Origin of the sequence: Thermoanaerobacter uzonensis DSM 18761, assembly GCF_900129115.1 — a bacterium.
GTDB classification, from domain to species: Bacteria; Bacillota; Thermoanaerobacteria; order Thermoanaerobacterales; family Thermoanaerobacteraceae; genus Thermoanaerobacter; species Thermoanaerobacter uzonensis.
The window spans coordinates 155,579-181,064 of the sequence record NZ_FQUR01000010.1; the positions used below are offsets into that span (position 1 = coordinate 155,579).

The following is a 25,486-nucleotide window of genomic DNA, read 5'->3' on the forward strand; positions in this document are numbered from 1 at the left end:
ATGTCTTCAAAAGTGATTGATAAATTAATGAGTTTCTTTGGTATCGATGAGCCAGAAGAAGAGAAAGAAGAAGTAGACTCTTTACAACCTGTTATACCTTACGATAGAAAGCCTAAAATTGTCAATATTCATACACAGCCCCAAGTAAAAGTTTTGATTTTAAAGCCAGAAAAGTTTGAACAAGTAATGAATATATGTAATGAGTTAAAAAATAAAAAACCGGTGATTGTTGATTTACAAAAGATGGATAAAAATGAAGCTCAAAGATTAGTGGATTTTTTAAGCGGTGCAGCCTATGCTCTTAATGGAGAGATAAAGAAGATATCTGGCTATATATTTTTAATTGCACCTGAGAATTTTGATATTACAGGGGATATAAAAGATGAAGTAAATTCTTTATACCATCTAAATTGATAAGGAGGAAATGATTTTGCCTGTAAATTTTGCAATTTTAACAGCATTAGATTATTTTTTTGAAGTTATAAATTGGCTTATATTGATAAGGGTTATTTTATCTTTGCTACGAATGGAAAATATGTCAAATCCACTTTCTCGCTTTGTGATCGTAACGACAGAACCAATACTTGAGCCTTTTAGGGCATTACAATTTAGGTCTTCTATTGGAAGAAATTTAATGATAGATTTTTCGCCAGTTTTGGCGATTTTGGTGATTCAGTATTTAGTTCGTCCTTTAGTTTTTAAATTAGTATTATTACTGATGAGGTATATATGATGGACAAAGAATTTACTGTATCCCGATTTGAAGACATAATTAAGGGCGTTTTAAAATCTAAAAGAGTAAAATATACAGACTTTTTAAGCCTCTCTGAACAAAAAATTTTTGAAAAAACTATATTAAAGTATCGACAGCAAGATATAAACTATAATCTAGATGGGGGATATCCTTTAGCAGAAAGAAAGATAGCAATTATTTACCCCGATTTTTTACAGCCGGAAGATACCCCTATTTGCGCTGTAAGAATTGAAGGTGATTTTTCTAAGATATCTCATAGAGATGTGTTGGGTTCACTTTTAGGGTTGGGGATAAAAAGACAAAAAATAGGCGATATAATTGTAAAAGAGGATAAATGTGACATATTGTTACATAAAGATGTGGAAAGTTATGTACTTATGAACCTTTTTAAAGTCGGGAAAGAGAAGGTAAGAGTTAATTCAATTGACTTGAAAAATGTCTTGGAACCTGAAATAAAGTACAAGGACATTTTTTCTACCGTAGCCTCACTACGGGTTGACAGTGTAGCAGCTGCAGGTTTTGGCATATCAAGGACGAAGGCTTCAGAATTTATAAAGTCCGGTCTTCTTCAAATAAATTGGGAGTATACAGAAGACCCTTCTTCAGAAGTAAAAGAGGAGGATGTAATTTCTTTACGTGGTTTTGGAAGAATTAAATTAGAAGAAGTGAGAGGTAATACAAAAAAAGGTCGCGTTTCTGTACATATTCTAAGGTTTATATAATGTTACAAAAGAAAAGGAGGTAATATTATGCTGACGCCTATGGATATACATAATAAAGAATTTAGGCGGTCTTTTAGGGGTTATAATGAAGAGGAAGTGGACGAGTTTTTGGATAAAATTATGGAAGACTATGAAATGTTATACAAAGAAAATGCGGAGTTAAAAGACAGAATTAATATAATGAATGAAAAACTTCAAAGCTACATAAATATGGAGAATACTTTAAACAATACTTTGATTGTTGCTCAAAATACTGCAGAGGAATTGAAAAGAAATGCAGAAAAAGAAGCTCAACTTATCATACAAAATGCACAACAAAATGCAGAAAAAATATTAGAGAAGGCAAATCAAGAAGTTGTGAGAATAAGAATGGAGTTAGAAAGATATCGCAAGCAATTAAATGTTTTTAAAGCGAAATTTAAATCTCTTTTAGAAGCCCAGTTGGAATCAATACTTTCAATAGATGAGAAAGAATTGATTCCAGATGAGGATGAGGAGAAGGATGCAGAATAGATTAGGGGTTGTTGGAATATTGATTCAAAATAGAGAAAATGTGGCGGATAGGGTAAATCACATATTGAGTGAGTACGGCCACATTATTGTAGGAAGAATGGGTATACCCTATAAAGATAGGGGAGTATCGGTTATCGCTTTAATAGTTGATGGTACAACGGATGAAATAGGGGCTCTTACTGGTAAACTTGGTAGTCTTCCTGGGGTAAAAGTGAAATCTGCTCTGACTGCATGAGATATGCATACTATTGACGAAAAACTTGTGGTATTATATAATTGTGTAAAAAATATTGTTAAAAGCTATGATGAGGACGAGTAAGTAGAAGCAACTTCCAGAGAGTTGGCGGTAGGTGCGAGCCAATAAGTTCGTTTCTACTGAAAATCACCTCGGAGCTGCAGGCTGAAATAGGAGTAAGCTGTGCCGGGTTTCCCGTTATCTTAAATTGAGAGATTAAGGCAAAGTTTTTCTTTGTCTTAATAAGTAGGGTGGTACCGCGAACTTCTCGTCCCTGACGAGAAGTTTTATTTTTAGTTTGAAAGATAATATTTGAAGAGGAGGTAATGTTCAGTGGATTACAACAAGACACTTAATTTACCGAGGACAGATTTTCCTATGAAGGCTAATTTGCCAACACGAGAGCCAGAGATATTAAAAAGATGGGAAGAAATGGATATTTATCATAAAACATTGGGGAAAAATAAAGGCAAGGAAAAATATATTTTACACGATGGGCCGCCTTATGCTAATGGAGATATACACATTGGAACTGCTATGAATAAGGTATTAAAAGACATTATAGTGAAATACAAAACAATGAGGGGTTATGATGCTCCTTATGTGCCAGGTTGGGATACACACGGTCTTCCTATTGAACAGCAAGCCATAAAAACTTTAGGTATAAAAAGGCATGAAGTAAGTCCTACAGAATTTAGAAAAGTGTGTAGGGATTTTGCTTTTTCTCAGATTGAAAAGCAAAAAGCTCAATTCAAAAGATTGGGAGTAAGGGGAGATTGGGATAATCCTTATCTTACCTTGAATCCGGAGTATGAAGCTAAACAGATAGAAGTATTTGGTGAAATGGCTAAAAAAGGCTATATCTATAAAGGTCTAAAGCCTGTATATTGGTGCCCCAGCTGTGAGACTGCTTTGGCAGAAGCAGAAATTGAATACTTTGATGAAACCTCTGATTCTATTTATGTAAAATTTAGAGTTAAAGATGATTTAGGGAAATTCAAGGGAATTGTTGAGAATCTTAATAATGTGTATTTTATAATATGGACAACTACTACATGGACTATTCCAGCTAACCTTGCAATTGCTTTAAATCCAGAGTTTGATTATGCGCTTGCAAAGTTTGGAGACGAAGTATATATAATGGCAAAAGATATGTTAGATACTGCAAAGAAAGAAGCTAACCTTTCAGATTATGAAATACTTGCTGTATTTAAAGGAAAAGATTTGGAGGGCATGAAGGCTACCCATCCTTTATATGACAGAGATTCTTTAATAATCTTGGGTGAACATGTAACTTTAGAAGCTGGTACTGGATGTGTTCATACTGCTCCCGGCCACGGTGAAGAAGATTTTTTAGTTGGGCAAGAATATGGTCTTGATGCTTTAAATCCAATAGATGATAAGGGATATTTTACAGATAAAGCGCCAGGATATGCTGGTCTGTATTATGAAGAGGCTAACAAGGTCATAAAGGAAGACTTGAAAAAAGCTAATGCGTTAGTAGCAGAAACCCGTATTACTCACTCATATCCTCACTGTTGGAGATGTAAAAGTCCAATAATATTTAGGGCGACAGAACAGTGGTTTGCTTCTGTGGAAGGATTTAGAGAAGAGGCACTAAAAGCTATTAAAGAAGTTAATTGGTATCCTTCATGGGGCGAAGAGCGCATAACTAACATGGTAAGAGATAGACGAGACTGGTGTATTTCAAGGCAAAGGGTATGGGGTGTGCCAATTCCTATATTCTACTGTGAAAAGTGTGGGAAACCGCTTATAAACGATGATACAATAAATGCAGTTAAAGAGATCTTCAGGCAAAAGGGTTCAGATGCATGGTTTGAAATGTCAGCTGAAGAGATATTGCCAAAAGGGATTACTTGCGAATGCGGTTCTACAAAGTTTAGGAAAGAGACAGATATAATGGATGTGTGGTTTGATTCAGGCTCCAGCCATGCAGCTGTGCTGCAAACTCATCCTGACCTAAAGTGGCCTGCAGAGCTTTATTTAGAAGGTTCAGACCAACACAGAGGATGGTTCCAGTCTTCTCTTTTGACATCTGTGGCAACACGTGGAAAAGCACCTTATAGAAACGTATTGACCCACGGATTTGTTGTAGACGGTGAAGGAAGGAAAATGTCAAAATCTTTAGGGAATGGTATTGACCCAGCAGACGTTATAAAAGAATATGGAGCGGATATTTTGAGGCTTTGGGCTGTTTCTGCTGACTTTACTTCAGATATGAGAATTTCACAAGAGATTTTAAAACAGATGACAGAAGCGTACAGAAAAATACGTAACACTAGTAAGTTCTTGTTAAGCAATCTTTATGACTTTGACCCTGATAAGGATATGCTCCATTACGAAGAGCTTTTAGAGATAGATAAATGGGCTTTATTTAGGCTTAACAGAGTAGTTGAAGAGCTTACAGAGGCTTTTGATAAATATGAGTATTACGATTTTCTCCATCTGGTTCATACCTTCTGTGTAGTAGATATGAGTAGCCTTTACCTGGACATTTTAAAAGACAGATTGTACACTTATCCTGCTACTTCTAAAGAGAGAAGAGCGGCTCAAACGACACTTTACATTATTTTAGACACTCTTGTAAGGTTGATAGCACCAGTGCTTACATTTACTTCAGAAGAAATATGGTCATATATGAAGCACGACAGTCAAAATAATTTTGAAAGTGTTCAGTTAGCTGATTGGCCAAAGGTCCAAGAAAAATACAATAATCCTTATATAATAGAAAAATGGGAAAAACTTTTTGACATAAGAAAAGATATTTCTAAAGCTCTTGAAATAGCGAGAACTGACAAAAAGATAGGTCATTCTTTAGAGGCACAAGTGGATATATATCCATCTCAAGAGCTTTATGATTTCTTTAAAGGCTTTAATGACCTCGAATATGTGTTCATAGTTTCAAAAATGGTACTTCACCAACCAGAAGAACCTGTTCCTCAAAATGCTTATGAAAGTGAAGATTATAATTTGAAGATTGTGGTAAGCCATGCACCTGGGGAAAAATGCGAACGCTGCTGGATGTACAGTGAAACAGTAGGAACTATAAAAGAGCATCCAACTATTTGTGCAAGATGTGCTTCTCACATTGAGCAGCAAACACAAGTTTAAAAAGGGGATTTTTCCCCTTTTTAAACATTATTTTGAGGAGGGATATTATGAATTTGCTTATAAAAAATGTAGCTTTGCTATCTATGAAAGAAGAACAGCCACTTATGGAAAACACCAATATCTATATTGAAGGTGACACGATAACTTACATAGGAGAAATTAATCCGGATATAAAAGTTGACAGAGTCATAGATGGAACAAAAAAAATTGCAATGCCGGGTCTTATAAATGCTCATACTCATTTGGGAATGTCTTTATTTAGGAATTATGCAGATGATGTGCCGTTATTTGATTGGTTGAGCAAACATATCTGGCCCGTTGAATCTAAACTTTCAGCAGAAGACGTTTACTGGGGTTCTTTATTGAGTATGATAGAGATGATTTATTCTGGTACTACTACTTTTTGCGATATGTATTTTTTTATGGATGAAGTAGCTAAAGCAACAGAAGAAGTAGGGATAAGAGGAGTGTTGACAAGGGGTATTATAGAAGAAAGTGACGCTGAAATAAATAAGGAAAAGTTAAGAGATACGCGAAAACTTTATAATACCTGGCATAATAAAGCGGAGGGAAGAATCAAAGTAATGGTGGGTCCTCATGCACCTTATACCTGTAGCTCCTCTTATTTAAAGGAAGTAGTAGAGTTAGCTAAGGAGTTAAATACAGGAATTCATATTCATGTATCAGAAACAAAAAAAGAAGTAGAAGAAAGTTTACAAAAGCATGGAAAATCTCCTGTGAAACATTTAAAGGACATAGGAGTGTTTGATGTTCCAACTATAGCAGCTCATTGTGTTCATATAAGCGATGAAGACATTGAAATATTAAAGGAAATGAAGGTATCACCAGTTTACAATCCTACCAGTAATGCCAAGTTAGCCAGTGGTTTTGCTCCAGTGGATCAAATGCTAAAAAAAGGAATAAACGTAGCTTTGGGGACAGATGGCCCAGCCAGTAACAATAACTTAAACATGTTTGAAGAGGTTCATTTTGCTGCCACTATTAATAAGGCGTTAAATTACGATGCTCTTGCTGTACCGGCATTGGAAGCTCTAAAAATGGCGACAATCAATGGCGCTAAAGCTTTATTGTGGGATAAAGAGATAGGTTCCATCGAAGTGGGAAAAAAAGCGGATATAGTGATTATTGATATTGACAAGCCGCATTTTTATCCACACCACAACTTAATTTCTGCTTTAGCTTATACTGCTCAAGCATCAGATGTGGATACAGTGATAATAAATGGCAAAATAATAATGGAAAATAGAGAAATAAAAACCGCAGATGTGGAAAAAGTAATGTATAATGTTGGGAAAAGGGCGAAGGAGTTAATAGGGAAAAAATAACATGGAAAAGGTATTCTGCTAAGGCAGGATACCTAAATTTTTGTAAGTTGACACTTTGTTTGCATTATTATATGATGGCTTTAGTAGAAGTTGTAAAATCATTTACACTAGAGCACATATTAAAAATGGGGTGATAAAAGTGCTATTAAAATCAGAAAGAGAACAAATAGTAGATTATGGCAAAAAACTTATAAATTCTAATCTTACAAGAGGTACAGGAGGGAATTTAAGCATTTACAATAAGGAAAAAGGATTGATGGCTATAACTCCTTCAGGAATGAATTATTTTGAAATTAAGCCTGAGGATGTAGTAGTAATGGACTTAAATGGTAATGTAATAGAAGGTAATAGGACTCCTTCTTCAGAGTATGAGATGCACAGAATTTTTTACGCTAACAGACAAGACATAAACGCTATTATACACACTCATCCAGTATATTCTACAACTCTTTCCTGTCTACATTGGGACCTTCCACCAGTTCATTACCTTGTGGCTTTAGCAGGACCAAATGTCAGATGTGCTAAATATGCAACTTTTGGTACAAAAGAATTGGCAGAAAACGCTTTTGAGGCTATGAAGGATAGAAAAGCTGTGCTATTAGCCAATCACGGACTTTTGGTAGGAGCTGAAGATTTGCCTAATGCTTTTAATATAAGTATTCAAATTGAGTACGTGGCAGAATTATATTACAGGTCAAAATCTATAGGAGAACCAGTTATTCTTCCAGAAGATGAAATGAGGTTAATGTTAGAAAAGTTTAAAACTTATGGGCAGGTAAAAAAATAATAAAGAGGTGAAAAAAGTGGGAGAGATTAAAACTATAGAGTTTAAAGATGGAGTTTTATATTTAATTGACCAAAGAAAATTGCCCAATAGTTATGAGATTTTTGAGTGCAGAACTTATAAAGACGTAAATTTTGCTATAAAAGACATGGTGGTAAGGGGGGCACCGGCAATTGGAGCTGCAGCAGCTTATGGGATGGTATTGGCTGCCAAAGAATTTATTAATGAGGAAAAAGAAAGTTTCTTCAAAAAAATGGAGGAAGCTTTAGAAATTCTCTCAAAATCAAGACCTACTGCTGTAAACCTTATGTGGGCAATAAATAGAATGAAAAAAGTTATTGAGAATAATAAAGAGCTAGAACTACAAGACCTATATGAGCTATTAAAAAAAGAAGCAGATGATATTTACTACGAAGATATAGAAACCAACAAAAATATGGCTAAATTTGGGAATGAGATAATTAAAGAAAATGCAGTTATTTTGACCCATTGCAATACGGGAGCCCTTGCAACCGTAGGGTATGGAACTGCTTTAGGAGTTATTAGAGAAGCCCATTACAGTGGGAAAAATATTTTTGTATATGCTGATGAGACAAGGCCTAGGCTTCAAGGCGCAAAATTGACAGCATGGGAATTAGTACAAGAAGGAATTCCTGCAAAGTTAATTGCTGATGGTGTTGCTGCTACTTTGATAAGAGATGGGAAAATAGATGTAATATTAGTAGGAGCCGATAGAATTGCTTTAAATGGGGATACTGCCAATAAAATTGGAACTTTTATGCTCTCTGCTATTGCAAAGATATACCACGTTCCTTTTTATGTGGTAGCTCCTACCAGCACAATTGATTTTAACATTGAGACAGGAAAAGAGATAGTTATAGAGGAAAGAAGTCCTGAAGAGGTAACTCATATAAATGGCGTAAGAATTGCACCTGAAGGAATAGAAGTGTACAATCCAGCCTTTGATGTGACTCCTCATGAAAATATAACAGGAATAATTACAGAAAAAGGAATAATTAGACCTCCTTTCAGGGAAAACATATTAAAGCTAAAGTGAAGGATACCCGGATTAATTTTGATTATTTGCATATAAATACAAAAGACAGAGGGGGTACATTTTTAATGGAAAAGGCGATCATTGGTGGTACTGGATTTTACGAAATAGGACAAAAGGTGTCAAAAAAATTGGTAGAGACAAAATATGGAGAAGTGGAAATTGATATTGTGACTATTGAGGGGGAGGAAATTGGTTTTTTGCCCCGACATGGGAAAGGTCATGCAGTTCCACCTCATCTCGTAAATTATAGGGCAAATATTATGGCATTGAAACAAATGGGAGTAAAATATGTGTATGCAACAGCTGCAGTTGGTTCTTTTAATGAAAATTATGAGCCAGGTGATGTTGTAATACTTAAAGATTTTTTAGATTTTACTAAATCGAGACCATTGACCTTTTTTGAAGGGGAAGATGGAGTGGTAAGACATGTAGATATGAGTGACCCTTATTGCAGCAATTTAAGGGCAAAATTTTACAATGCTGCTAAAAAAGAAGACTTATTGATAAAAGGAGATGCAGTTTATGTGTGCACTGAAGGTCCACGATTTGAAACTGCACAAGAGATAAGAATGTATAAAAATTTAGGTGCCGATGTAGTTGGGATGACTAATGTTCCAGAAGTAGTTTTAGCGAAAGAATTAGGAATGTGCTATGCTGCGATGGGGATAGTTTCAAATTGGGCTACAGGAATGAAGGGCAGTATAACATTACATGAAATAAAAGATACCTTAGAATTGAACAAAGAAAAAGTGATAAAAACGTTTATAAGAGTTTTTTTAGAAGAAAAATTAGACCAAGAGCATTGTAATTGCAGTAAAGCAGTAATTGAATTATGATTAGATGTGATTAAATTATAGGAGGAACTACTATGGGAGTAAATAAAAACTATCGGTTTGACACAAAAGCAATTCATGGAACTGAGTTTAAGAAGAACCCTGAAAATGCTTTGAATCCTCCAATTTTTCAGACGACTACTTTTGTTTTTGATGACCTCGAACATGTTGAAAAGGTGATGTCTTTTCAATCTCAAGACTATGTTTATACAAGAGGTAATAATCCGACCTTAAGATTATTTGAAAACAGATTAGCGGAGTTGGAATATGGCAAAGGGGCAGTAGCTTTTTCTTCCGGGATGGCTGCTATTAGTTCAGTTTTATTTTCTCTTTTAAAACCCAAAGATACTGTAATAGTTCATAAGACTCTTTATGGTTCAACTTATAACGTAGTGACAAATATACTGCCTAAATATGGAGTAAATTATAAAATAGTGGACCTTACAGATATAAGCGAATTAGAAAAAAGTGTAGATGACTCCGCAAAAGTTGTGTATTTTGAGACTCCTTCTAATCCAAATTTATCTATTATAGATATTGAAGAGGTTGCAAGGGTATGCCATAAAAAAGATATTAAAATTGTTGTTGATAATACTTTTGCTACCCCCTATTTTCAAAATCCTCTTCTATTGGGAGCCGATGTAGTTGTTCATAGTGCTACTAAATATATAGGAGGTCACGGTGACGCACTTGGAGGAGTTGCAGTTTCACAAGATGAAAAGTATATACATTATTTAAAATTTGATTATATGTGTGAATTTGGTGGGGTAATGAGTCCTTTCAATGCTTGGTTGATGTTGAGAGGCATAAAGACTTTAGGCTTAAGAATGAGGCAACATGAAAAAAATGCAATAGAGGTAGCAAATTTTTTAAATTCGCATCCTAAAGTAAAAAACGTTATGTATCCTGGTCTTAAAAGTTTTAAAGGTTATGAAATAGCGAAAAAACAAATGAGAGGATTCGGAGCTATCATAAGTTTTGAAATAGAGGGAGGAACCAAAAATTTAGAGAAGTTTATAAGTAATTTAAGATTGTGTCAGTTAGCGGTAAGCTTAGGAGATACAGAAACATTAGTGGAAGTACCTTCCCTTATGACTCACAGAGGGTATCCAAAAGAAAAGCTTGAGGAGTCCGGCTTCACAGAAAGTATGGTGAGAATATCAGTAGGGCTTGAGGATTACAATGATATAATAGAGGATTTGGATCAAGCTCTTAAACAAATTTAAAAAGGTTTTGAGGTGATAAAGTGCCAGTTGTCAATTTAAGCCTGCAAGTATTGACTTGCATAAAAATATCTTGACAAATAATTTAATGCGTTATAGAATTAAAATAACACAATATAAATATGTATGAAAACCAATGACCGGGAAGAGTAGATATCAGCGTTTAGTCAAAGCGAGCTCGGGAGGGTGAAAGCCGAGTACTGTAGCTGATATTGAATGGGCCCGCGAGGTGAGATGCGAACTTTTAAGTAGCAGTATCCGGTGGTCTACCGTTAAAAAGACAGGGTATCGAGGAATCTCCGTACCCGAAAGAGTGGTCCTGTGTGAAAAAGGTGGCACAAGCGAGCATTTCGCCCTTTTGGTGAAATGCTTTTTTTAGTAATACAGGACAAATTGGGTGGCACCGCGAGTCACTTCGCCCCAATGGGCGGGGTGACTTTTTTTAATTTTCAGGAGGTGATAAAGTGGTAAACATTTCTAAAGAAGATTTTTGCGAACACAAAAAAAGAGGATATGTCTTCCCGGTCTATGCAGAAATAAACGGAGATGAATTGACGCCAATAAACATTTTTTATAGTCTTGAAGGCAAAAACAAATTTTTACTGGAAAGTGCAAATGGAGGTACTAACTGGGGGAGATATTCCTTTATAGGAAAAGACCCATATTTATCAATTCTAAGTTACAACAGAGATATAAAAATTATCACAGACAGAGAAGAGCATAGAAAAGGTATGGCCTTTGAAGAGATAAAAAATGTTTTACAGGTTAATTATAATCCTTTAGGACTTGATATTCCTTTTGTAGGGGGGGCTGTGGGTTATGTATCTTACGATACGATAAGGCTTTATGAAAGACTGCTGGATAAAAACCCTGATGAAATAAATATACCGGATGTATACTTTATGTTTTATAAAAGTTTTATTTGCTATGACCACTTTAAACACAGAATCTATGTTGTTTATAATGTGTATCCTGAGGAAGACGTAGAATATGAAGAAGTTTTGCAAAAAATTAATGAACTTTTGCAAGAGGTAAAATCAAATGCTCCTCAATTTCATGACCTTCCATCGCAACAAGAAAAGGAAATTTATTACAATTTTACAAAAGAAGAGTTTTGTAAAATTGTTGAAAAAGCAAAAGAATACATCGAAAAAGGAGACATATTCCAAGTAGTGTTGTCTCAAAGGTTAAAAGCAGCAGTAAGCTCCCACCCTTTCGAGATATACAGAAGATTAAGGTCAAAAAATCCATCTCCATATCTTTTTTACATCGATTTTGGTGATTTTCAGCTTCTTGGTTCTTCACCTGAAAGCCTTGTAAGTGTTTTTGGAGACAAAGTGACTACAAATCCAATAGCGGGTACAAGGCGAAGAGGAAAAGATGAAGAAGAAGATTTAAGACTTAAAGAGGAACTTTTAAAAGATGAAAAGGAAAGGGCAGAGCATGTGATGCTAGTTGACCTTGGAAGAAATGACATAGGAAAAGTTAGTGAATTTGGAAGTGTAAAAATAGAGCGTTTTATGGAAGTAGATTTTTACTCTCATGTAATGCACATTGTATCGACTGTTTCAGGAAAGCTAAAAAGAGGACTTACGGCTTTTGATGCTCTTATAGCTTGTCTTCCTGCAGGTACAGTTTCTGGGGCACCAAAAATAAGGGCGATGGAAATAATAGACGAACTTGAAAATGTGAGAAGGTCTTTTTACGCAGGAGCTGTTGGTTATTTTTCCTACAATGGCAATATGGATATGTGCATAGCAATAAGGACTATTCTCTTCAAGGAAGGTTATGCTTACCTTCAAGCGGGAGCAGGTATTGTATATGATTCAATTCCTGAAATGGAATATTACGAAACTTTAAATAAGGCAATGGCTCTTAAGGAGGTTCTTTGATGATTCTGATTATAGATAATTACGATTCCTTTACCTATAATCTTTATCAATATGTGGGAGAAATGCACAAAGAAATATTTGTAATAAGAAATGATGAAGTGGCTGTTAAAGACATTGAAAAACTGAATCCCGAAAAAATTATATTATCACCTGGACCGGGAAGGCCTGAAAATGCAGGCATATGCGTTGATGTCATTAAAAGTTTAGGGGACAAAATTCCAATATTAGGAATATGTCTTGGCCACCAAGCGATTGGATATGCATATGGTGCAAAAATTGTGAAAGCAGATAAGATAATGCATGGCAAAACTTCTCTCGTATTTCACGAAGGTGAAAAAATATTTAAAGATATTAAGAATCCCATAGAGGCAATGAGATATCATTCTCTTGTTATTGACAGACAAACCCTTCCAAGAGATTTAGAAATTACAGCCTATACAGAGGAAGGAGTGATTATGGGAGTAAGGCATAAAATGTACCCTGTATATGGTTTACAGTTTCATCCAGAGTCTATCTTGACAGAGCAGGGGAAAGAAATTTTAAGAAATTTTTTGGAGGTGGGATACCATGTTACAAGAAGCTATTAAAAAAATTGTTTTAAAGGAAAGTCTTGAAGAAAAAGAAGCTTATGCTGTTATGAATGAAATTATGAGTGGTAATGCAACTCCTTCTTTAATAGGGGGCATATTAATAGGACTACGATTAAAAGGTGAAAGCGTGGAAGAAATAACAGGTTTCGCGAAGGCAATGAGAGACAATGCAATAAAAGTAGAACTTGCCTCTAACTATGTGATAGATACTTGTGGGACAGGAGGTGACGGTGGAAAGACATTCAATATTTCAACGGCAGTTGCTATAATTGCTTCAACTGCGGGTGTAAAAGTTGCAAAACATGGCAACAGAGCTGTTTCGAGCAGGAGCGGCAGTGCTGATGTTTTGAGGGAATTGGGATTTGACATTGAGGCAGAACCACAAAAGACAAAAAAATTAATTGAAGAAAAAGGAATGGGATTTTTATTCGCACCTAAATATCACGTTGCAATGAAAAACGTAGCAGGCATTAGAAAAGAGTTAGGCACAAGAACGGTATTTAATGTTTTAGGACCATTGACAAATCCCGCATTTGTAAAAGGACAGGTGTTAGGAGTTTACGATAAAGAATTGATTCATCCTCTTGCTGAAGTACTTTTAAGATTGGGAATTGAAAAGGCTATGGTGGTCCACGGCTTTGATGGCCTTGATGAAATAACTACTACTTCTCCTACTTTTGTCAGTGAAGTAAAAGAAGGCAAAGTCATTGATTATGTGATAGACCCAGGAGATTACGGTATCCCTTATGCAAAACTTGAAGATTTAGAAGGCAAAGACGCTAAAGAAAATGCTCAAATAATTTTGAACATTTTGAGAGGTGAAAAAGGGCCAAAAAGAGATATAGTCGTTTTAAACGCAGCAGCAGCCTTATATATAGGAAAAGTTGTGGAAGATTTAAAAGAAGGAATAAAAGTGGCAAATTATCTAATAGATACGGGTTTAGCTCTTGATAAGCTTACCGAGATTTTGGAGTACCAAAGGAGGCTTAGTTGATGGTATTAGATGAGATTGTGAGACACAAAAAAAAGGAGGTGGAAGAGAAAAAAAGAATAAAGCCAGTAGAGGAACTAATTAACGAAATTAAAGGAGGCTATTCTGGCAGTTTCAAGAAAGCACTTCAAAAAGAGGGTATATCAATTATTGGGGAGATAAAAAAAGCCTCTCCCTCCAAAGGAATTATAAAAGAAGACTTTGATTCAGTAAAAATTGCAAAAGTGTATGAGAAAGTTGATATTGACGCTATTTCCGTTTTGACAGAGAAGGAATTTTTTAAAGGGGATGACAACTATATCAGGGAAGTAAAAAAAGTGAGTTCAAAACCTATTTTGAGAAAAGATTTTATTGTGGATGAATACCAAATATATGAATCAAAAATTTTAGGAGCCGATGCAGTACTTCTCATTGTTTCCGTATTAGGGGACAAATTAAGAGATTTTTATAATTTGTCTAAAAGTGTAGGTTTAGATGCGCTTGTGGAAGTTCATGACAGACAACAGCTTGCAATAGCATTAGAAGCTGAATGTGACATAATAGGTATAAATAACAGAGACCTCAAAACTTTTAATGTAGATATAAACACAACAGAAAATTTGATTAAACATATACCTCAAAGTACAATAATTGTTTCCGAAAGTGGAATAAAAATACCTGAAGATATAAGGTATTTAGCTTCATTGAGGGTAGATGCCGTATTAATTGGCGAGACTTTTATGAAAATTATAGATGATATTGACAAAATCACTGATTTTGTAAGGGAGGCAAAAGGAGGAGGATAAATTGGTAAAAGTAAAAATTTGCGGACTGAGAAGGAAAGAGGATATTGAATATGCCAATGAGCTAAAACCTGATTATGTAGGATTTGTCTTTGCAAAAAGCAAAAGACAAGTAGAGGTAGAACAGGCTTTATACCTCATAAGCCTTCTTGATAGAGAGATCAAAACAGTAGGAGTTTTTGTAAATGAACCAGTGGGAAATGCATTAAAGATAGCTCAAACACTAAATCTCGATGTTTTACAGTTTCACGGTGATGAAACACAGGATTATATAGATAATTTTAAAAATTTCACAGTGTGGAAGGCAATACGCATAAAAGACAAAGAAGATTTGGAAAAAACAAAAGAATTTAGAGCAAACAGTTTTGTATTTGACACTTTGACAAAAAACGAATACGGTGGTACAGGAAAAACATTTAATTGGGAAGTTTTGAAGGGGATTGAATTGAATGTTCCAATAATTTTGGCAGGAGGGCTAAATGAAAACAATGTAGAGGAAGCTATAAAAATAGTAAATCCCTATGCTGTTGACGTCTCCAGTGGCGTTGAGACAGAAGGTTATAAAGATTTTAAAAAAATGAAATCATTTATTGAAAAAGTGAGGGGTATTCGATGAATGGAAGATTTGGACGTTTTGGAGGTCAGTATGTGCCAGAGACTTTGATGAATGCGCTTATAGAATTAGAAAGAGAATTTGAAAAAGCTAAACAGGATAAAGATTTCATGGAAGAATATAGGTATTACTTGAGGGAATATTCAGGAAGGCCTACACCTTTGTATTATGCTGAGAATCTTACTAAAAAGCTGGGTGGGGCAAAGATTTATCTAAAGAGGGAAGACCTAAACCACACAGGAGCCCATAAAATAAACAACGTATTGGGACAGATTTTATTGGCAAAACGGATGAATAAAAAGAGAGTTATAGCTGAGACAGGAGCAGGACAGCATGGAGTGGCAACTGCTACAGCTGCTGCAATGTTTGGAATGGAATGCGAAATATTCATGGGAGAAGAAGATATAAAAAGGCAATCTTTAAACGTCTTTAGGATGAAACTTTTAGGTGCAAAAGTGACGCCAGTAACTACAGGGACAAAAACACTTAAAGATGCAGTAAATGAAGCAATAAGAGATTGGGTGACAAATGTAGATAATACTTTTTATGTGATGGGTTCTGTTGTTGGTCCTCATCCTTATCCTACTATGGTGAGAGATTTTCAAAGAGTGATAGGGGATGAGGCAAAAGAACAAATTCTTCAAAAAGAAGGAAGACTTCCTGATTATGTGATTGCTTGTGTTGGCGGAGGCAGTAATTCCATGGGAATTTTCTATCCCTTTATTGAAGATAAAGAGGTAAAATTAATAGGTGTAGAGGCTGCAGGAGAAGGGATTGAAACAGGGAAACATGCAGCTACAATGGCGAAAGGTTCTGTAGGAGTATTGCACGGCATGATGACTTATCTTTTACAGGATGAAGAGGGGAGAATAATGCCAGTATACTCTATATCTGCAGGACTTGATTATCCAGGTGTAGGTCCAGAACATGCCTTTTTAAAAGAAAGTAATAGAGCAGAGTATGTGTATGCGACAGACGAAGAAGCATTGGCGGCTTTTATGGACTTATCTCAAATAGAAGGAATAATACCAGCTTTAGAGAGTGCTCACGCTTTGGCATATGCTATGAAACTGGCTCCAAATTTAAGGAAAGACAATATTATCATTGTAAATTTGTCAGGCAGAGGAGATAAAGACGTAAATACAGTTGCGAAAGTATTGGGGGTGGAGTTATGAATAGGATAGACAAAAAGTTTGAAGCCTTAAAAGGAGAAGGGCGCAAAGCTTTAATAGCCTTTATAACAGCGGGAGACCCGGATATAGAGACGACTTATGATATAGTCTTGGCTTTGGAAGAAGCAGGAGCGGATATAATAGAACTGGGAATACCTTATTCTGATCCCTTAGCTGATGGACCTACAATACAGGCTTCTTCACAAAGAGCCTTAAATAAAGGTGTAAAAATACCTGATATAATGAAAATAGTAGAAAAAATAAGGTTAAAAAGTGATATCCCTCTGGTTTACCTTGTCTACTATAACTCTATATTCAAATATGGCATACAAAAATTTTTAAAAGAGTCAAAAGATGTAGGGATAGATGGGCTTATCATACCAGACTTGCCTATTGAAGAGAGAAAAGATATTTTAGAAGAAGCAGATAAATACGATATTTATTTAATACCTTTAGTTGCTCCCACATCAAAAGAGAGGATAAAATTAATTACGCAAAACGGGAAAGGATTTGTATATTGCGTATCAATTACAGGTGTGACAGGTGCGAGGGAGGATATTGAAACTGACATTGAAGAATATATGAAGACAGTCTCTCAATACACCAATATGCCAAAGGCAATAGGGTTTGGCATATCTACTCCGGAGATGGCGAAAAAATTAAAAGATTTCAGTGATGGAATTATTGTAGGGAGTGCCCTTGTAGAAAGAATTGCTAAAGGGTATAATAAATCTGAAATGCTGCAGAAAGTTAAGAGCTTTGTATCCAACTTAAAAGAAGTTTTATGAAGGTGATGAAAATGAACCTTAAAATAATTGGCGATAAAAATAATAAAATATCAGTAAAAATTGGGAATATAACTATTGGTAAAGACAAACTTATAATAGCAGGACCCTGCGCTGTTGAGAATGAGGAAATGCTTGTAAAAATAGCAGAAAAAGTTAAAAGCTGGAGCGCAAATGCTTTAAGAGGAGGAGCTTATAAGCCCCGCACCTCTCCTTATTCTTTTCAAGGTTTAGGGATTGATGGACTTAAAATGCTGAGAAATGTAGGCGATATGTTTAATTTGCCTGTTGTAACTGAAGTTTTGGATGTGAGGGATGTTGAAATTGTTGAAAGATATGCTGATGTTTTTCAAATAGGTTCAAGAAATATGCAGAATTTTTCACTTCTCAAAGAGGTAGGAAAAACCAAAAAGCCTGTTTTGTTAAAGCGGGGGTTTTCAGCCACATATGAGGAGTGGCTTTATGCAGCGGAATATATTGCTATTGAAGGAAACGCCAACATCATCATGTGTGAAAGAGGTATAAGGACTTTTGAAACTTATACGCGAAATACTTTAGATATAACTGCTATTCCAGTAATTCATGAACTTTCAAACTTGCCTATTATCGCAGATGTAAGCCATGGTACAGGGAAACGAAGCTTAATTATACCAATGGCGAAGGCTGCAATAGCTGCTGGTGCAGATGGAATAATGGTGGAAGTTCACCCTGAGCCCAATAAAGCATTATCTGATGGAGAACAGTCCCTTGATTTTTCCCAATTTGAAGAATTGATGAGAGAGATAAAAAGCTATTGAAATTTTGCGTGAGAAAATATATAATAGAAGTAACAGAAAATAATTATCTAAGGAAAATAATTTTAGAAAGTAGGGATAGCATGGTAGAGCTAAATAAAAAAGCTCCTGACTTTACTTTAAATACTCATGATGGAAAACAAGTTTCTCTTTCAGATTTTTTAGGTAAAAAGGTTGTTTTATACTTTTATCCAAAAGATAACACTCCAGGTTGTACAAAAGAAGCTGTTTCTTTTAGGGACAACATAAAGTCAATAGAAGAGAAAAATGCTGTTGTAATAGGTATAAGTTTAGATGATGAAACTTCTCATAAAAAGTTTATTGAAAAATTCAATCTTCCTTTTATTCTTCTAAGTGACAAAGATACGAATGTGTCTACAGAATATGAGGTATACAAAGAAAAAAACATGTATGGCAAAAAGAAAATGGGAATAGAAAGGTCAACTTTTATCATTGACTCTGAAGGAATTGTTAGGAAAATATTTAGAAGGGTAAAAGTAGATGGACACGTTGAAGAGGTATTAAAGGCGCTAGATGAAATATAAAAAAGTTTAGGGAAAGCCCTAAACTTTTTTCTTATATCTTGTCAAGAGCTTGTTTAAAGTCTTTTATAATATCTTCTATCTCCTCTATTCCAACAGAAACTCTTATAAGTCCTTCTGAAATTCCTAACGCGTTTAATTCTTCCTTGCTGAGAGACCTATGGGAAGTGGATTTTGGATGAGTTATCATGGTTTGTACTCCTGCCAGTGAGGGAGCAAATTTCACCAGTTTCAGCTCTTGCATAAACTTATCTACTTCAGGTTCTCCACCTTCTATTTCAAAACTTAACATACCTCCAAACTCATCTTTAAACAACTTCTTTGAAATACTGTAATCAGGGTGAGAGGGAAGTCCAGGATAATACACTTTTTTGACTTTTGGATGGCTTTTTAAGAATTTAGCCAATTCCATTGCGTTTTTACAGTGTTCTCTCATTCTTAAGAATAGAGTTTTTGCTCCTCTTAAAACCAGCCATGCATCAAAGGGGCTCATTGAACCGCCGAAGTTTTGTGTGATTCTTTTTGTGCGGGAGATAAATTCTTTATTACCTGCTATAAGTCCGGCGATGACATCACTGTGGCCATTAATGTATTTTGTTGCGCTGTGTATTACAGCATAGGCTCCTAATTCAATTGGTTTTATCAAATAAGGGGTTGTAAAAGTATTGTCAACAATCAATTTTATATTGTGCTTTTTTGCGATATTTGCAACTTCCACAACGTCAAAAACTCTTATTAGAGGATTTGTCATGATTTCCATGTATATCACTTTAGTGTTTGGTTTTATAGCTTTTTCAACAGCTTCTAAATCGGAGAAATCCACTAAAGTTACATCAATATTAAGTCTTTTAAATTCTGCATTAAAAAGACTGTTTGTACCACCGTATATATCTTTTGCGGCGATTATATGGTCTCCTGAATTTACTTCTGCCAACAAAGCTGAAGAAATTGCCGCCATTCCTGATGAACAAGACTGTCCTGCTTCCGCGCCTTCTAAACTGGCAATTAATTCTTCCACTGCTGTTTGATTAGGATTTCCAAGTCTTGTGTACATATACCTTGAAGGATTACCACCAAGATAATCGTAAACTTCTTCCAACGTATCAAAAGTGAAAACAGAAGTTTGATAGATAGGAAGAGTTTTTGGCATTGGAGGAATTTCTTTATCTATGTAGTTTCCAGTATGTACTACTTTTGTTTTAAAACTTAAATCCATTTTATCAACTCCCACAATTTGTACTTTAAATTAATGATAATATGTGCAAAATTAAAAGTCAACAACGCTTCACTTGAATTATATTTTGAGGTAAACTATTATTAAATACAAGATTGATTGCATATTTTTTCTAATGAATAAATAAACGTTTATAAAGGCTTTATTTTACAGTAATAAAGAAAACTATACTGGAAAAATTAAATGTAAGGAGGAAAAAGTCTTGAATAAAGACGAATATAAAAACAATAATAATATTATGTTAACTGTAATAAAAAAGCAGTTGGACCAAATGTCAGAGATGATGGAGAAGATGAAAATTGCTGATTACGTCGAGCTTATGCAAAGCCCTTATAGGCTTTTGTGGCTAAACTTTATAGGTGGGGTAGCAAGAGGTTTTGGAATAGCAGTGGGCTTTACAATACTTGGTGCGATAGTTCTTTATATACTTCAAAAATTGGTGATGTTAAATTTACCTCTAATTGGTAGTATCATAGCTGACATAGTTAAGATTGTAAATCAAAAGTTATATTAAATAGGAGTTGGTATGATGGATAGTGAAAAGCTGGAACATTTTAGACAATTACTATTAAAAGAAAAGGGAAAGGTCTTAAGCACAATAAATCAAATGAATTACAATGATGGCATTGGCGGAATTGCACAGAGGGAGTATTATCAAGAACTTTCTCTTTTGGATAATCATCCGGCAGATTTTGCTTCTGAAGTTTATGAAGTAGAGAAAAATTATGCTCTTAAAGACAATGAAAAACATATTTTAAGGCAAATAGAAGAGGCTTTTAAGAGGATGGAAATGGGTACTTACGGCATATGTAATCACTGCCATAAGCCTATTGAAGAAGAACGATTAGAAGCCCTTCCTTATACTGCTCTTTGTGCAGAATGCGCTAAAAATAATGATTTGAAATTAAAGGATTTAAGGAATTCAAGGCCTAATGAAGAGAGAATGATAAAATACCCCTTTGGATGGGGGTATAAGGATTTAAAAGGAGAAATTCTATTTGATGCAGAGGATTCTTACCAGGAGGTTGCACGATTTAATAAGACAAAAAGCGGTTTGGACAATTATGATGATGACTATGATGATGAAAATGCTGGTTATGTAGAGGAAACTGACAAGATAAGCAATGAAGATTATAAAAGGACTTTGTAAATCTCCGGGAAACTGGAGATTTTTTATTCACCTATAATTTTGACCAACACTCTCTTTTTCCTTCTTCCGTCAAATTCACCGTAAAATATTTGTTCCCATGGACCAAAATCTAATTTTCCATCTGTTATAGCTACTACAACTTCTCGACCCATTATTGTACGCTTTAAATGAGCGTCTGCATTATCTTCATAAGTATTATGATAATATTGGTCATAGGGTTTTTCGGGGGCTAATTTTTCCAAGAAATTTTCAAAGTCTTTATGTAAGCCTGGTTCATCGTCATTTATAAAAACACTTGAGGTAATGTGCATTGCATTACATAAAAGAAGCCCTTCCTTGATTCCGCTTTCCCTAACGCATTCCTCTATAAGAGGTGTAATGTTTATAAATTCTCTTCTCTTTTTTGTTTCAAACCACAACTCTTTTCTATAACTCTTCACTGGGATACCTCCTTTGTGGTGGCTTTTTTATTTTATTTATATTTTATCATTTTTTTAATATTTTTACGAAAAAATTATTCTGGAAGAAGGAATTTTTGTAGTTTGTAGAGAAATACTTTATTAAAGTAATTGGATAATTAAATAAATCTGTTACCTAAGGTAGGTGATAACTATTTTTAACGATTCAAGCAGGAAAGATAAAATTTATCAAAAATTGAAAGAATTAACTATAAGTCTGCAACTTAAAAATGGTATTAATAAAGTTGGTTTTGAAGCAGAATATATTGGGAGATTAGTAGGAATTGATAGAGCTAATACAAGCAGAGAATTAAATAAATTGGTGAAAGAGAAAAAATCGATTAAAATTAAGGGCAAACCAGTTTTATATCTAGATAGAAAATCATTAGAAGAAAAGTGGGGTTGCCGGATTGAAAATTCTGTCTTTGGAAGTTGTGAAGAATTTATTTCTTTATTAAAAGAAAGTAAATTATTTTGTAGAAATGGAGAGTCTCAGAAAAATACAAGTAGCAATATATTTTTAAATACTGCATTAGATAATATGATAGGAGCTCATGAAAGCTTAAAAGAGCAAATAGAAAAAGCTAAAGCGGCAATACTTTATCCTCCTAATGGACTTCATACTTTGATAATTGGACCAACAGGTGCAGGAAAGACTACTTTTGCAGAGGCAATGTATAAATCTGCAATACAACTTGGAATTTTTCCGGATGATGCACCTTTTGTTATATTTAATTGCGCAGATTATGCTGATAATCCTCAATTATTGCTCTCTCAATTGTTTGGCTATGTAAAAGGTGCTTTTACTGGTGCAGTTGCTGAGAAAAAAGGAATTATTGATGAAGCAGATGGAGGAGTTTTATTTTTAGATGAAATACATCGTTTACCAGCGGAAGGGCAAGAAATGTTATTTACTTTAATTGATAAAGGAATTTACAGGAGAATGGGAGAATCAACTACGACGAGAAAAGCAAAAGTATTGATAATTGCAGCTACTACGGAAGACCCGAGGTCTGTATTGTTATCTACTTTTTTAAGAAGAGTTCCTGTTCTCATTCAGCTTCCCAGCCTTGAAAGTAGAACTTTAAAGGAAAGATTTACTTTTATCAGCCAGTTTTTTTGGGAAGAATCACGACGGATTAAGATTCCCATTAAAGCATCTAAAGAAGTGATAAAAGCGCTACTTTTATATGAATGTCTTGGTAATATAGGGCAGTTAAAAAGCGATATCCAACTTATATGCGCGAAAGCTTTTTTGGAATATATGGTTTCTAAAAAAGAAATGGTTGAGGTAAAATTGTCAACTTTAGCTCAAAATATTCAAGAGGGTTTATTTAAAATCAAAGAGAAAAGGAATGAGTTATCTCTTTTAGAAATTAACCTTCATGAAGACGTCATATTTGAAGGAAATAAAGAATTTATCGATGCGAAAGATACATTTATTATGGATAATTACAAGACGAGAGATGATTTTTATGAAATTATAGTTAATAATTGGGAAAAATACGAAAAAGAAGGATTAACCATCCAAGAGATTAGAGAGAAAATAGGGAAAGAAATTAGTGAATATTTTGAGAAATTTTTACATTATCTTGAAGACAAAAATGAAACGGTAAATCGTGAAGTATTATTGAAATTTGTCAGTCCAAATATTTTAGAAGCTGTTGAATATGCCATATCTGGTATAAGCGAAAAACTTGAAAATTTAATAACTCCAAAAGTTGTTTATGCTATCGCATTGCATGTCTCTACTCTTTTAGAAAGAATAAAAATGGGAAGTGTTATTTCTTATCCTTCCCAAAAAAATATTACTCAAGAATTTCAATTTGAATATAATATTGCAAAAAGGGTCAAAGAAAAATTAGAGGAAAAATTATATGTAAAAATGCCTGAAAGTGAAATTGTATTTTTAACTATGTTTTTCCATGCATTAAGAATAGGCAAAAAATGTGAAACTATAGGTGTATTAGTTATTGCTCATGGCGATAGTGCTGCTACTACAATGGCAAATGTAGCTAATACCCTTTTAGGGGTAGACCATGCAAAAGCGGTTGACATGCCATTAAAAGAAAAAGTTGAGGTCGTGCTAGATAAGGCTGTTAAAATTGCAAGAGAAATAGATACAGGTAAAGGTGTATTACTGCTGGTAGATATGGGGTCTCTAGTAACTTTTGGTGAAATAATTATGCAAAAAACAGGGATCCCAACAAAAACTATAGAAATGGTAAGTACACCTTTGGTTATCGAAGCAACACGAAAAGCTTTAATGCCAAATATGAATCTGGATAAATTAGTAGCGGAAGTTACAACTTTAAGCCTTGCTTTGACCAAAGACAAAGACTTGAAGATAGACATGTCAGAGTTTGATTTAAATATTCCTTTTTTCAAGAAAAACTTAATAAATGTTCTTGATAAAACATTAACCTTTTTAAATCCGTACAAAGCTTATGAAGTCTTAGAAAAAGTATTAAATGAGATATTGTTAGATATCAATGGAAATTATGATGATGAAATTTTAGTAAAGTTTTTATTTCATTGTTCTTGCATGATTGAAAGAGTGATACAATACCAAAGTTTACCTTATGAAGATTTGGATTTTTTAAAGAAAACTCATCATAAGCTTTTTTTGGTTATTAAAAAGCATTTTGAAGTAGTAGAAGAAGTTTTTGGAATAAATATTCCCGATTCAGAGCTAGCGTATGTAGTTGAGATAATTAGCACACATTTTAACACACTTTTAGTTAAATGATGGCACATGTAAACTAATACAAAACACATATGTATTTTTTGCTAGCGATACTCTGTAAAACCAGTAGTATCGCCCTTTTTATTTTTTAAGGTTGAACATAGATAACTGGCATGAGATTTGCTTTTATTTAGAAATGAAAATTTAATATAATAATCGACTAATAACAAAGAAAGGATGATCTGATGGTTGGAATATTAATTGTAGCCCACGGAGCTTTAGGAAAAGAACTTTTGAATAGTGCTGAACTGATAGTTGGGAAGCAACAGAATGTAATGTCACTAGGACTTTTTTATGGGGACAATATTGAATATTTGCGTGAGAATAGTTTGAAAGCTATAAAAGAATTGGATGAGGGAGAAGGAGTGTTAGTATTTGTGGATTTGTATGGAGGCAGTCCTTCAAATGCAATGGCTCTGAATTTAAAAGTTTTAATGAATTCAAAAGTAGAGTGTATTACAGGAGTAAATTTACCTATGTTACTAGAAGCATTGACTAATAGAAGTATGCCATTGGAGGAACTGAAAAAACATTGTATGGAAATAGGTCATGCAAGTATTAAGGATTTGATATATGAGTTTAAATTAGAGAGATGAAATAAACAGATATTTCACATTGTGTAAGGAGATGAGATAAATTATGATTTTTGTGAGGATTGATGATAGGTTAATACATGGACAAGTGGTAACTGCTTGGGTCAAGCATTTAGATATAAGTAAAGTCATTATTGTTGACGATGATGTCTATAAAGATGATTTTTTAAAAAAAGTTCTTTATATGGCTTCTCCTCCAGGAATTAAATTGGAGATTTTTTCTGCAGTAATGTTTCAAAATGTGAATCAGACAGAAATAAAGGATGAACATACAATGATTCTCATTAAAACTCCTCAGGTTGCAAAATTTATTTATGATAAAGTTATAAAATTTAAAGAACTTAATATAGGAGGGATGGGAGCAAAACCGGGTAGAAAAGTATTATACAGAAATGTTTCTATTAGTCCTGAAGAGTTAGAAATATTAAAAGAACTTGTAGAAGAGGGGGTGAAAGTATATTACCAAGCTGTTCCTTCTGATAAACCCATAGATATTCGTGAGATAGATTTATACAAAAAAATAATAAATAGAAAGGAGTAAATGG

The 25,486-nt window shown here is 34.3% G+C and carries 27 protein-coding genes and 2 other annotated features; of the genes, 25 read left to right on the top strand and 2 right to left on the bottom strand.

Going from position 1 to position 25,486, the window contains the following annotated elements; all coding sequences use genetic code 11:
- The 20 genes from BUB32_RS06580 to bcp all read left to right on the top strand — a co-directional run bounded on the left by BUB32_RS06580 (position 1) and on the right by bcp (position 18,763).
- The gene (locus tag BUB32_RS06580) at positions 1 to 414 is read left to right on the top strand and encodes a cell division protein SepF (RefSeq protein WP_072968503.1); all 414 of its coding nucleotides are present in this window, start codon (positions 1 to 3) and stop codon (positions 412 to 414) included.
- A gap of 16 nt (positions 415 to 430) precedes the next feature.
- The gene (locus BUB32_RS06585) at positions 431 to 733 is read left to right on the top strand and encodes a YggT family protein (RefSeq protein ID WP_003867667.1); all 303 of its coding nucleotides are present in this window, start codon (positions 431 to 433) and stop codon (positions 731 to 733) included.
- A complete protein-coding gene (locus BUB32_RS06590; protein ID WP_072968506.1) occupies positions 730 to 1,476 on the top strand; it encodes a YlmH family RNA-binding protein in 747 nt (248 codons plus the stop codon). The genes BUB32_RS06585 and BUB32_RS06590 overlap by 4 nt, the downstream gene beginning before the upstream one ends.
- A 27-nt stretch (positions 1,477 to 1,503) precedes the next feature.
- On the top strand, positions 1,504 to 1,989 hold the full coding sequence (locus BUB32_RS06595) for a DivIVA domain-containing protein (protein ID WP_003869629.1): 486 nt from the start codon (positions 1,504 to 1,506) through the stop codon (positions 1,987 to 1,989).
- Complete coding sequence (locus BUB32_RS06600) at positions 1,979 to 2,224, top strand: TM1266 family iron-only hydrogenase system putative regulator (protein WP_003867670.1); 246 nt, start codon at positions 1,979 to 1,981, stop codon at positions 2,222 to 2,224. The genes BUB32_RS06595 and BUB32_RS06600 overlap by 11 nt, the downstream gene beginning before the upstream one ends.
- 58 nt (positions 2,225 to 2,282) lie before the next feature.
- Positions 2,283 to 2,503: a binding site (T-box leader), on the top strand.
- Positions 2,504 to 2,557: 54 nt separating this feature from the next.
- A complete protein-coding gene (gene ileS / locus BUB32_RS06605; protein ID WP_072968508.1) occupies positions 2,558 to 5,356 on the top strand; it encodes an isoleucine--tRNA ligase in 2,799 nt (932 codons plus the stop codon).
- 47 nt (positions 5,357 to 5,403) lie between these two features.
- Positions 5,404 to 6,702 carry an amidohydrolase gene (locus BUB32_RS06610; protein WP_072968510.1) on the top strand — a complete coding sequence of 433 codons (1,299 nt, stop codon included), beginning with the start codon at positions 5,404 to 5,406 and terminating at the stop codon, positions 6,700 to 6,702.
- Between the two features lie 139 nt (positions 6,703 to 6,841).
- Positions 6,842 to 7,489 (top strand): L-fuculose-phosphate aldolase, encoded by a 648-nt coding sequence (locus BUB32_RS06615; RefSeq protein ID WP_072968512.1) that lies wholly within the window; start codon positions 6,842 to 6,844, stop codon positions 7,487 to 7,489.
- Positions 7,490 to 7,505: 16 nt separating this feature from the next.
- A complete protein-coding gene (mtnA, locus tag BUB32_RS06620) occupies positions 7,506 to 8,543 on the top strand; it encodes an S-methyl-5-thioribose-1-phosphate isomerase (protein ID WP_072968514.1) in 1,038 nt (345 codons plus the stop codon).
- Positions 8,544 to 8,608: 65 nt separating this feature from the next.
- Entirely contained in the window at positions 8,609 to 9,379 is a 771-nt protein-coding gene (locus BUB32_RS06625; protein WP_072968516.1) for an S-methyl-5'-thioinosine phosphorylase, read from the top strand.
- Positions 9,380 to 9,411: 32 nt separating this feature from the next.
- On the top strand, positions 9,412 to 10,602 hold the full coding sequence (locus BUB32_RS06630; RefSeq protein WP_072968518.1) for a trans-sulfuration enzyme family protein: 1,191 nt from the start codon (positions 9,412 to 9,414) through the stop codon (positions 10,600 to 10,602).
- 124 nt (positions 10,603 to 10,726) lie between these two features.
- Positions 10,727 to 11,025, top strand: a binding site (T-box leader).
- Positions 11,026 to 11,063: 38 nt separating this feature from the next.
- Positions 11,064 to 12,491: an anthranilate synthase component I gene (gene trpE, locus BUB32_RS06640; protein WP_072968523.1), complete on the top strand. Its 1,428-nt coding sequence runs from the start codon at positions 11,064 to 11,066 to the stop codon at positions 12,489 to 12,491.
- Positions 12,491 to 13,078 (top strand): anthranilate synthase component II, encoded by a 588-nt coding sequence (locus BUB32_RS06645; protein WP_072968525.1) that lies wholly within the window; start codon positions 12,491 to 12,493, stop codon positions 13,076 to 13,078. The genes trpE and BUB32_RS06645 overlap by 1 nt, the downstream gene beginning before the upstream one ends.
- Positions 13,059 to 14,075: an anthranilate phosphoribosyltransferase gene (gene trpD, locus BUB32_RS06650; RefSeq protein WP_072968527.1), complete on the top strand. Its 1,017-nt coding sequence runs from the start codon at positions 13,059 to 13,061 to the stop codon at positions 14,073 to 14,075. Before BUB32_RS06645 ends, trpD begins: the two co-directional genes overlap by 20 nt.
- The gene (gene trpC / locus BUB32_RS06655; protein WP_072968529.1) at positions 14,075 to 14,857 is read left to right on the top strand and encodes an indole-3-glycerol phosphate synthase TrpC; all 783 of its coding nucleotides are present in this window, start codon (positions 14,075 to 14,077) and stop codon (positions 14,855 to 14,857) included. The genes trpD and trpC overlap by 1 nt, the downstream gene beginning before the upstream one ends.
- Position 14,858: 1 nt before the next feature.
- Positions 14,859 to 15,470, top strand: a complete 612-nt coding sequence (locus tag BUB32_RS06660) for a phosphoribosylanthranilate isomerase (RefSeq protein WP_072968531.1) — start codon at positions 14,859 to 14,861, stop codon at positions 15,468 to 15,470.
- Positions 15,467 to 16,642 carry a tryptophan synthase subunit beta gene (gene trpB / locus BUB32_RS06665; RefSeq protein ID WP_072968533.1) on the top strand — a complete coding sequence of 392 codons (1,176 nt, stop codon included), beginning with the start codon at positions 15,467 to 15,469 and terminating at the stop codon, positions 16,640 to 16,642. The genes BUB32_RS06660 and trpB overlap by 4 nt, the downstream gene beginning before the upstream one ends.
- On the top strand, positions 16,639 to 17,427 hold the full coding sequence (trpA, locus tag BUB32_RS06670; RefSeq protein WP_072968535.1) for a tryptophan synthase subunit alpha: 789 nt from the start codon (positions 16,639 to 16,641) through the stop codon (positions 17,425 to 17,427). The genes trpB and trpA overlap by 4 nt, the downstream gene beginning before the upstream one ends.
- A gap of 11 nt (positions 17,428 to 17,438) precedes the next feature.
- Positions 17,439 to 18,221, top strand: a complete 783-nt coding sequence (aroF, locus tag BUB32_RS06675; RefSeq protein ID WP_072968537.1) for a 3-deoxy-7-phosphoheptulonate synthase — start codon at positions 17,439 to 17,441, stop codon at positions 18,219 to 18,221.
- 80 nt (positions 18,222 to 18,301) lie between these two features.
- Complete coding sequence (gene bcp / locus BUB32_RS06680; RefSeq protein ID WP_072968568.1) at positions 18,302 to 18,763, top strand: thioredoxin-dependent thiol peroxidase; 462 nt, start codon at positions 18,302 to 18,304, stop codon at positions 18,761 to 18,763.
- Between the two features lie 31 nt (positions 18,764 to 18,794).
- Here bcp and BUB32_RS06685 read toward each other — a convergent pair whose 3' ends face one another.
- Positions 18,795 to 19,976 (bottom strand): trans-sulfuration enzyme family protein, encoded by a 1,182-nt coding sequence (locus tag BUB32_RS06685; RefSeq protein ID WP_072968539.1) that lies wholly within the window; start codon positions 19,974 to 19,976, stop codon positions 18,795 to 18,797.
- Between the two features lie 220 nt (positions 19,977 to 20,196).
- Between BUB32_RS06685 and BUB32_RS06690 the strand changes: the two genes are divergently transcribed.
- Both BUB32_RS06690 and BUB32_RS06695 read left to right on the top strand, forming a co-directional pair.
- Positions 20,197 to 20,508: a DUF5665 domain-containing protein gene (locus BUB32_RS06690; protein WP_084726987.1), complete on the top strand. Its 312-nt coding sequence runs from the start codon at positions 20,197 to 20,199 to the stop codon at positions 20,506 to 20,508.
- A gap of 15 nt (positions 20,509 to 20,523) precedes the next feature.
- Positions 20,524 to 21,144 (top strand): TraR/DksA C4-type zinc finger protein, encoded by a 621-nt coding sequence (locus tag BUB32_RS06695; RefSeq protein WP_072968541.1) that lies wholly within the window; start codon positions 20,524 to 20,526, stop codon positions 21,142 to 21,144.
- A 23-nt stretch (positions 21,145 to 21,167) separates the two neighbouring features.
- On the opposite strand, the gene BUB32_RS06700 is transcribed toward BUB32_RS06695, so the two are convergent.
- Complete coding sequence (locus BUB32_RS06700) at positions 21,168 to 21,584, bottom strand: secondary thiamine-phosphate synthase enzyme YjbQ (RefSeq protein ID WP_029689246.1); 417 nt, start codon at positions 21,582 to 21,584, stop codon at positions 21,168 to 21,170.
- 163 nt (positions 21,585 to 21,747) lie between these two features.
- On the opposite strand from BUB32_RS06700, the gene BUB32_RS06705 reads away from it, so the two are divergent.
- The 3 genes from BUB32_RS06705 to BUB32_RS06715 all read left to right on the top strand — a co-directional run bounded on the left by BUB32_RS06705 (position 21,748) and on the right by BUB32_RS06715 (position 25,482).
- Positions 21,748 to 24,351 (top strand): sigma-54-dependent transcriptional regulator, encoded by a 2,604-nt coding sequence (locus tag BUB32_RS06705; RefSeq protein WP_234949239.1) that lies wholly within the window; start codon positions 21,748 to 21,750, stop codon positions 24,349 to 24,351.
- 182 nt (positions 24,352 to 24,533) lie between these two features.
- Entirely contained in the window at positions 24,534 to 24,944 is a 411-nt protein-coding gene (locus BUB32_RS06710) for a PTS sugar transporter subunit IIA (RefSeq protein WP_029689248.1), read from the top strand.
- 43 nt (positions 24,945 to 24,987) lie between these two features.
- Positions 24,988 to 25,482 carry a PTS sugar transporter subunit IIB gene (locus tag BUB32_RS06715; protein WP_072968544.1) on the top strand — a complete coding sequence of 165 codons (495 nt, stop codon included), beginning with the start codon at positions 24,988 to 24,990 and terminating at the stop codon, positions 25,480 to 25,482.
- Positions 25,483 to 25,486 lie beyond the last annotated feature (4 nt).